Origin of the sequence: Kibdelosporangium persicum, assembly GCF_013280595.1 — a bacterium.
GTDB lineage: Bacteria > Actinomycetota > Actinomycetes > Mycobacteriales > Pseudonocardiaceae > Kibdelosporangium > Kibdelosporangium persicum.
Genome location: NZ_JAAATY010000030.1, coordinates 117,028 through 125,227, shown reverse-complemented (window position 1 = coordinate 125,227; position 8,200 = coordinate 117,028). Strand labels below are relative to the sequence as shown.

6 protein-coding genes and 1 pseudogene are annotated in these 8,200 nt (G+C 68.1%); 5 read left to right on the top strand and 2 right to left on the bottom strand.

What is annotated here, in order from left to right:
- Nucleotides 1-867, bottom strand: a pseudogene (locus GC106_RS37270) (hypothetical protein); the annotation flags it as partial.
- Nucleotides 868-1,063: 196 nt separating this feature from the next.
- Here GC106_RS37270 and GC106_RS37265 point away from each other — a divergent pair.
- Nucleotides 1,064-1,750, top strand: a complete 687-nt coding sequence (locus GC106_RS37265) for a demethylmenaquinone methyltransferase (RefSeq protein WP_173140310.1) — start codon at nt 1,064-1,066, stop codon at nt 1,748-1,750.
- On the opposite strand, the gene GC106_RS37260 is transcribed toward GC106_RS37265, so the two are convergent.
- A complete protein-coding gene (locus GC106_RS37260) occupies nt 1,751-4,387 on the bottom strand; it encodes an alpha/beta hydrolase family protein (RefSeq protein ID WP_173140308.1) in 2,637 nt (878 codons plus the stop codon).
- A gap of 217 nt (nt 4,388-4,604) precedes the next feature.
- On the opposite strand from GC106_RS37260, the gene GC106_RS37255 reads away from it, so the two are divergent.
- The 4 genes from GC106_RS37255 (at nt 4,605) to GC106_RS37240 (ending at nt 8,190) form a co-directional block, all read left to right on the top strand.
- Nucleotides 4,605-5,894, top strand: a complete 1,290-nt coding sequence (locus GC106_RS37255) for a geranylgeranyl reductase family protein (protein WP_173140306.1) — start codon at nt 4,605-4,607, stop codon at nt 5,892-5,894.
- Between the two features lie 567 nt (nt 5,895-6,461).
- Nucleotides 6,462-6,869: an NADH-quinone oxidoreductase subunit A gene (locus tag GC106_RS37250; RefSeq protein WP_173140304.1), complete on the top strand. Its 408-nt coding sequence runs from the start codon at nt 6,462-6,464 to the stop codon at nt 6,867-6,869.
- A 10-nt stretch (nt 6,870-6,879) separates the two neighbouring features.
- A complete protein-coding gene (locus GC106_RS37245) occupies nt 6,880-7,440 on the top strand; it encodes a NuoB/complex I 20 kDa subunit family protein (protein ID WP_173140302.1) in 561 nt (186 codons plus the stop codon).
- A gap of 3 nt (nt 7,441-7,443) precedes the next feature.
- Entirely contained in the window at nt 7,444-8,190 is a 747-nt protein-coding gene (locus GC106_RS37240) for an NADH-quinone oxidoreductase subunit C (protein WP_173140300.1), read from the top strand.
- Nucleotides 8,191-8,200: the final 10 nt, after the last annotated feature.

Genomic DNA, 8,200 nt, shown 5'->3' with positions numbered 1-8,200 from the left:
GGCGGGGCCGGAGTCGTTGACCAGCCGTGCACCTGAACAATCGAGTTGTCCGCCGAGGTGCGCGCCGATCAGTCGTACCGCACCCAATTCGCTCGACCCGGTGGCCTGGAATCCGCCGCGGAGATACATGCCGTGGTCGACCCGGAGGTTGTCGGCGTGCAGGGCGGGGCCGGAGTCGTTGACCAACCGTGCAGTGTCGCAGTCCAACACGGCGATGTGTGCGCTGAGCAGTCGTACCGCGGCCAGGTCACTCGATGCGATGGCCTGGAACCCGTTGTTGAGAAACATGCCGTGGCCGACCTGGAGACTGTCGGCGTCCAGGGCGGGGCCGGAGTCGTTGACCAGCCGTGCACCTGAACAATCGAGCTGTTCGCCGAGGTGCGCGCCGAGCAGCCGGACCGCACCTCCAGCAGCGTGTGCGTCGATGACCGTGCGGTTCAGGAAGACTGCGCTCGTGGTCAGGCGGTCGCCATCGAGCGGTGGTTCGGTGGGGTGGCTGAGTCGGCACCCGCTCAACACAAGGCCCTTGAGGTCAGCGTTGCGAGCATTGACGCCCAGCTCAAGAAAGCAGTCGACGAGTTCGAGCCACATGCCGCTGGTGATGTTCTCCAGATCCAGCCGGCCGTCGATTCGGGCGCCGCGCAGTCGCAACCCGTGGGGGTCGGGGTCTGTGACGTGTCGGCCGCGCAGGATGTCGCGGATGACGCTGGCGGAGATCGTGCGTGTGTCGTCCCACGACCGCATGGCTGCCTCGTCGACCGGTTGGTCACCGGCCAGGTCGAGTACGTCGCCACACGTGATGTGCTCGATCAGTCGTTGCTCGACCGGGGACAGTGAGGACTGCGGCTGGTCCGCCGTGGTGGCCACGTCACTGCATCGCCTCTCACCACTCCGGTGTTATGGCACGAAAGACATCCCTGACCGTAACAGTGTTTCGCTCATGCGTTCACTTCAGCGGCATGGCTATGGCCCCACCAGGTGGTTCACACTTTCGTGTCGATGATGGCTTAGAGGGTGCTCAGGTGGCATCATGCGCACCTTCGTTCTCGCCTAGAGTTCGGTCATGTCGCGTGCCAGCCTGGACAAGAAGCCGCGCGAGGTCGCCGAGATGTTCGACGGCGTCGCGCGTGGATACGACCGGACGAACTCAGTCCTGACATTGGGCTACGACCGGCGTTGGCGCGAGATGACCAGGAGGGTCCTCGACGCCCAGCCGGGCGAGCGGATTCTCGACCTCGCCGCCGGGACGGGCGTGTCGACGGCCGCGTTCGCGCGGGGTGGTGCGTGGTGCGTCGCCGCCGACTTCTCCGTGGGCATGCTCAGCAGCGGGGCGTCGCGGGACGTGCCCAAGGTCGCTGCCGACGCGATGCGGCTGCCGTTCGCCGACGACTCCTTCGACGCGGTGACCGTCGTGTTCGGGATCCGGAACTTCTTCGACACGGAGGCCGCGCTGCGCGAGATGCGGCGCGTGGTCAAGCCGGGCGGGCGGCTGCTGGTCTGTGAGTTCTCCCAGCCGCGGTTCAAGCCGTTCCGGAAGGTCTTCTACTGGGGCATGAAGCGGGTCGCGCCGACGATCGCGAAGGTGGTGTCCTCCAACCCGGAGGCGTACCGCTACCTGGGCGAGTCGATCAAGGACTGGCACTCCCAGCGCGGCCTTGCCGAGATCGTCGCCAAGGCCGGCTGGGGTGAGGTGGAGTGGATGAACCTCACCTTCGGTGTCGTGGCGCTGCACCGCGCCAGGAAGAGCTGATCAGTCGGTGACCGAGCCGGCGATCTCGACGTCGGCGCCACCAGGCGGATAGGACGAGAGCACTGCCCGCACGTGCTCCGCGGGTTCGGCCTCCGTGTCGGTCACCGTGGGGATGCTCAGCTCGGCGGTCAGCGACCCCGGCTGGATCTGGGCCGACAGCCACACCCCGACCTGGGAGAGCGGCCGCGCGGGCAGCGGGTCCTGACCGGTGCGGTCCTTCAGCCACTTCGGGTCCACGTCGGTCGTCGACAGTTCCGGGTCCTGAGCCTTGATCAGCTCGCCGGACCGGATGATCGGCGAGTCCGCCACGGCGGACGCGGTCATCGTCCACTTCAGCTCGCCGCCCTCGGTGACGGTGGCCGGTGTGACGGTGAGGACGGGTTCGGGATCGTCTTCGACGATCGTGAGCCCGCCGATGTAACCGCCCGCGACGACGCCGGTGAGGGCCTTGGCGAACATCTGGCGACTCGATCCCCAGCTCCACCGGGTGTTGCCGACGACGTCGAACGGGATCTCGACGGTGTGCTGACCTGGCTGGACCGTGATCACGCGAGTCGAGTAGCCGCCCGCCGCCTGGGGGATGAAGAGCCGTGCCGTGCCTGGGCTGTTGCCGGTGAGCTTGACCGGGACCTGGTAGGTCTTGGTGCCGGAATCGCCTTCCTGCACCGACAACATGCCCACGTCGACACGGGACAACGGGACCGGACGCGGGTCGGGCAGGCCGTTGTTCCAGCCGTACGCGTCCATCAGCCATGCCTGTCCGCTGCTCCGGATCTCGAGCGACGCGACCTGATGCAGGTCAATGCCGTGCCACGGCAGCGGAACCCGGACCTCCTGCGCCACGAACGCTGTCCGGTACTGCGTGGCCGGCAGTCCGTCGAGGGTGGCCGAACCGAGGTCCGCCTTGCGGCCCTGGGTGTCGGTGATGGCGATGTCGACCTTGGCGCCGGTCGTGTTCGGCGGGACGACCAGGCGCACGGCCAGGTTGCGCGATCCGGCCAAAGACACCGCGTTCGCCGGACGGACCTCAGCCGTCCCCGACAGCGCGACCGAGAACCGGTCGGGGTCGTCGACGCCCCAGAGCCGGACGAAGTGCGCGAACCGTGAGTTGTCGAGTGGCTCGGCGCAGGCGTCCGCGTCCCGTGCGGTCTGCCGGCAGAGCCGCCCGTCGCCGCTGACCTTGGTCGACGACTCCGGCACGACGAACGAGGTCCGGGCGCCGCCCACGGCGTGGGTGACCACACGTGCCGGGTCTGCCGAAGGCGCGCGAACCCCGGTGCCGTCGAGCAACGGCAGGACTCGCTGGTCGCCGCCGACGAAAAGCCTTGCGGCAGCGGCGATGTACGTGGCTCCTGCGGTCTGTTGCTGGGTCGCGGTCAGCCGCGTCGGCGCGCCAGGCGAGCACACCGCGTCTCCGGGAGCACCGAAGTCGTCCCAGGACGGCGCTTCCGACTGTCCCGGCGTCCACTCGGTGTTGAAGAAGTTGTGGTTGGCGCCGACGAAGTACAGCGCGCTGTGTAACGCGGCACCCCGGCTGACACCACGGGTGGCGTCGATGAACATCTGACCTTGCAGGTCACTGACATCGCCGTCGCACCCCGGCAGGATGGTCGCCGACGGCACGTCCGGTGCCGGGTTGTGCCCGAAGATCGTCGGACCGATCAGCAACGTGCCGCGGACCGTCCAGCGCGCGGGCAGCTTGTCGCCGGGCGGCGGGCTGATGCTGTCCATCGCGGCACGGTTCACGCCTTCGCCACCTCGCGAGTGTCCCATCAGGAACACGTTCGACATGTCGGTGATCGGGGCGGCCCGCACGATGTCCGGCGCGGAGTCACGGCCTGCCCCGGCCCAGTCCGCCCACCGCGTCAAGTGCTGGCGTACCAAGGAAGAACGGCCTTGTGCGCCTTGGTCGACGGTGTCCCCGTCCTGGGCGTTGATCCCGTTGGCCGAGATCGACACGGTCACATAGCCCTGTGAGGCGAGCAGTTGCTGGGCCTGTAGGTAACCGCGGTGGCTGGGAACCGGCTTGGTGCCCGCGGGGCACGGCCAGTCCAGCAGGATCTGGTCCTCGTTCGTGGGGTCGTAGCAGGTGCTGTGCCTGCCGTGCAGGAAAAGTGCCAGCGGCCGCTTTCCCGGCGCGTTCGTCGGCGCCACCACCACCGCCTGCATCTCGATGGCCCGCGGGTAGTCCGGTAACGTGATCGAGTCCACTGTGTACTCGCCACGCGTCGTCCCGAACGGCCCGGGCGTGCCTGGATCGACCGTGCCTGCCGGGAACGCCGGCGGAGCGGGCGGCAGCGGCGACTTCATCGGCTGCGGCTGTTCCGCCACGTCCAGCCGCCTGCCCGCCGCGCGGACCGACAGGTCATGCGGGTTGACGACGGTCGGCGCGGTGAGTGTGAAAGTGCGGTGGTCGGCGGACGGGCGCGGGCGGCCCAGCAGGTGGTCGCCCGACCAGAACTCGATCGCGGCGTCGCCGACCGGCACGGGTTCGGCCGATCGCCACACGAGTTGCGTTCCGCTGACCGACCACCCCGATGGTGCCTGCGGCGGACCGGTCTGTGGTTGGGCCGCGTGTGCCGGGGTGGCCAAGGCGGCCACGACCAGCACAGGCAGTGTCAGCCTGAGTAAGCGCATGTGGATTTCCCTCCGGTTGTCCCTGGGCAACCGGTTGTATCCGCGTCGTGACCGTCTGGCAAGGAAAGCAGTGATTTCGTCCAGTTCCCGCCGGGGCGGCGGCGCCGGGGCGGGGTCCGGCGAGGGTCGTGCACGCCATCGTGTCCCAGGTCACGTCCCCGGCGTAGCTAGAATTGCGGCAAGGGGAGATCGTGAAACCATTCACAAGGGAGCCGCTGTGGGTACGCGACGACGCCCGGGTGACGACGCCGAAGTGATCGTCGTCGGCGCGGGCCCAGCCGGATCGACCGCGGCGGCGTACCTCGCCCGCGCCGGTGTGGATGTGCTGCTGCTGGAGAAATCGCAGTTCCCGCGCGAGAAGGTGTGCGGCGACGGGCTGACCCCGCGCGGCGTGAAGCAGCTGATCGACCTGGGCATCGACACCAGCGAGGAAGCCGGCTGGGTGCACAACAACGCGCTGCGGATCATCACCGGTGACCTGCAGCTGCACCTGCCGTGGCCGGAGCTGTCCTCAATGCCGCCCTACGGCGTCTCGCGCACCAGGCAGGACTTCGACGAGTTGCTGGCCAAGGTCGCCGAACGCGACGGCGCCCGTCTGCAACAGAACACGACGGTGACCGGCGCGGTGCAGGACCGCACCGGCCGGGTGACCGGTGTGCGCGCCAAGATCGGCCCGGACAGGACCGAGGTCACGTACTCGGCGCCGCTGGTGCTGGCGTGCGACGGCGTGTCCGCCCGGCTGGCGTTGTCGGTCGGGATCGACAAGCACGAGAACCGTCCGATGGGCGTGGCGGTCCGTCGCTACTACTCCTCGCCGCGGTCCAAGGACGACTTCATCGAGGGCCACCTCGAACTGTGGGACCGCAGCGACCCGGCGAACCCGAAACTGCTGCCCGGCTACGGCTGGGTCTTCCCGCTCGGCGACGGCACGGTCAACGTCGGCCTGGGCATGCTGTCGACCTCGTCCTCCTTCCGCAGCACGGACTACCGGGCCTTGTTGCGCCAGTGGCTCGACGGAACGCCGGAGGAATGGGGTTTCCGTGAGGAGAACGCGATCGGCAAGGTCGGCGGCGCCGGTCTGCCGATGGGCTTCAACCGCACCCCGCACTACCGCGACGGGATGCTGTTGCTGGGCGACGCGGGCGGCATGGTGAGCCCGTTCAACGGTGAAGGCATCCAGTCCGCGATGGAGTCCGCCAAGATCGCGGCCGAGATCGTGGTGCAGGCGCTGGCCAGGGCGGAAGGCCCGTCACGAGAACGGGCCCTGCGGGCCTACCCGGTCGCGATGCGCGAGCTCTACGGCGGCTACTACCGGCTGGGCAACCTCTTCGCCAAGATCATCGGCAAGCCGAAGATCATGCGGGCCGCGACGAAGTACGGCCTGCGCGTGAACTCCCTGATCCCACTGATCCACAAAGGCCTCTCGGGCTGCTTCGACCCGAAGGACGGCGACGTGGTGGACCGGATGATCTCGGTGGCCAGCAAGATCGCCCCCGCCCTGCGCTAGAGCAGCACGCGCCAAAGAGGCCCGCGATGTTCACGGGTCGGTCTTCTGCTGTCTGTTCCAGCTTGGCTGGGCGAATCGGATTACCGCGTGTCCGCCCCACCGGCACGGTGCGTCGAACTGCTCGACTCGCTACCAGCCCGGCTGGTTTTCGCCGTGCGCCGCTCGCGGGTTCAACCCACCATGCCGGAGCGGCAGACACGCGCGACGGTGGTTCGCGCCCTACTCACGCCTGTTCGCTTCGCTCACTGGCGTGCATGGGCGCGGTGGCGGACGGCCCTCGCTGGGTGGCATGACGGGATTCACAGGGACGCTTCGTGGCCCTGGGGGTTCCCTTCTGTGAGCCAAGTCTTAGACTCCCGTCACGTCTTGTGAATGGTTTCACACCATCGTGGGACAGCTTGTGAAGACTTTCACAAGCTCGGCGACAACCGTTCGTGCTGGTCGAGGCCTGAAAGGGCTGGGGAAAGGCAAGTCTGGTTAGGCGTGCCTAACCACGAGGGGTGTGAGGAACACCCCTTAGGGTGCCGACGAGGGCGAACGAGGCGCGGGGAAAGGACGGCGTTGTCAATGGTCGGCGACGTGAGCGTGATGGCGCAGAGCAGTGGTTCAGACCTCGGCTCGTACCTCCCGTTGGTGTTCCTGCTGGCACTGGGAGCGATCTTCGCGGGAGTCTCGGCGACGCTGGGCGCGTTGGTCGGGCCGAAGCGGTACAACCGCGCGAAGCTCGAGGCTTACGAGTGCGGAATCGAGCCGTCACCGCAACCGGTGGTCGGCGGTGGCCGTGTCCCGGTCGCGTACTACCTCACCGCGATGCTGTTCATCCTGTTCGACATCGAGATGGTCTTCCTCTACCCGTTCGCGGTGTCCGCGGACGCTCTGGGCGTGTTCGGCCTGGTGGAGATCGTCCTGTTCATCGCGACCGTCGGGTTCGCCTACGCGTACGTCTGGCGCCGCGGCGGACTGGACTGGAACTAGAGGGGCAAGCATGGGAATCGAAGAGAAGCTCCTTCCCAACGGGGTCATGCTGGCCGGCTTGGAAAAGCTGGTGAACTGGGCGCGGAAGAACTCCGTCTGGCCCGCCACGTTCGGTCTTGCCTGCTGCGCGATCGAGATGATGACGGTCGGCGGTGCCCGCTACGACTACGCCCGGTTCGGCATGGAGCGCTTCAGCGCCAGCCCGAGGCAGGCCGACCTGATGATCGTGGCCGGCCGGGTCACCAACAAGATGGCCCCGGTGCTGCGCCAGATCTACGACCAGATGCCCGAGCCCAAGTGGGTCATCGCGATGGGTGTCTGCGCCTCGTCGGGCGGCATGTTCAACAACTACGCCGTCGTCCAGGGTGTCGACCACATCGTGCCCGTCGACATCTACCTGCCGGGCTGCCCGCCACGCCCGGAGATGCTGCTCGACGCGATCCTCAAGCTGCACCAGCGGATCTCCGAGGAGCCGCTGGGTGCCCGCCGGGCCGCGAAGCTGGCCGAACAGGGCTTCCAGCCGGCGGAGCTGATCCCGTCATCCGAGCGCTACGCCAAGAAGAAGGGCTGAGCGGTGACTACCCCAGGCGACGAGCACTCGAGCACCGACCGGCCGGCCGAGGGCCAGGGCATCGAGGCCCGCGACACGGCCCCGAAGCCCGGTGTGGTCGCGGGCCGGACCCGTAAGGGCATGTTCGGTGTCAGCGACTCCGGTGACACCTCGGGCTTCGGTGGTCTGCACCTGCCCGCGTACAGCCCGCCTCCGGCGGAACGGCCGTACGGCGGCTGGTTCGACGAGGTCACCGACGAGATGATGGCGGCCTTCTCCCGCCGCGGCATCCCGGCCGAGGCGGTCCTTCAGGTCACCGTCGACCGCGGCGAGATCACGTACTACGTCGCGCGCGAGCACCTGCTGAAGATCTGCCAGACCCTGCGGGACGAGCCCGCACTGCGGTTCGAGCTGTGCAGCTCGGTGTCCGGTGTGGACTACGGGGTGGACGTGCCGCAGCGGCTGCACTCGGTGTACCACCTGACATCGATGACGTTCCGGCGCCGCATCCGGCTTGAGGTCGCGGTCGACGTCGACGACGCGCACATCCCCAGCGTCGTCGAGGTCTACCCGACGGCGGACTGGCAGGAGCGCGAGACCTGGGACATGTACGGGATCGTCTACGACGGGCACCCGGCGCTGACCCGGATTCTCATGCCGGACGACTGGGACGGCCACCCGCAGCGCAAGGACTACCCGCTCGGCGGCATCCCGGTTGAGTACAAGGGCGCGGAGATCCCACCGCCCGACCAGCGGAGGTCTTACTCGTGACGACCGAGAA

Excerpts from the sequence above, each read along its gene's own strand:
- GC106_RS37265 (WP_173140310.1), top strand. The coding sequence starts at position 1,064 with ATGTCGCGTGCCAGCCTGGACAAGAAGCCGCGCGAGGTCGCCGAGATG.
- GC106_RS37260 (WP_173140308.1), bottom strand. The coding sequence starts at position 4,387 with ATGCGCTTACTCAGGCTGACACTGCCTGTGCTGGTCGTGGCCGCCTTG.
- GC106_RS37250 (WP_173140304.1), top strand. The coding sequence starts at position 6,462 with ATGGTCGGCGACGTGAGCGTGATGGCGCAGAGCAGTGGTTCAGACCTC.
- GC106_RS37245 (WP_173140302.1), top strand. The coding sequence starts at position 6,880 with ATGGGAATCGAAGAGAAGCTCCTTCCCAACGGGGTCATGCTGGCCGGC.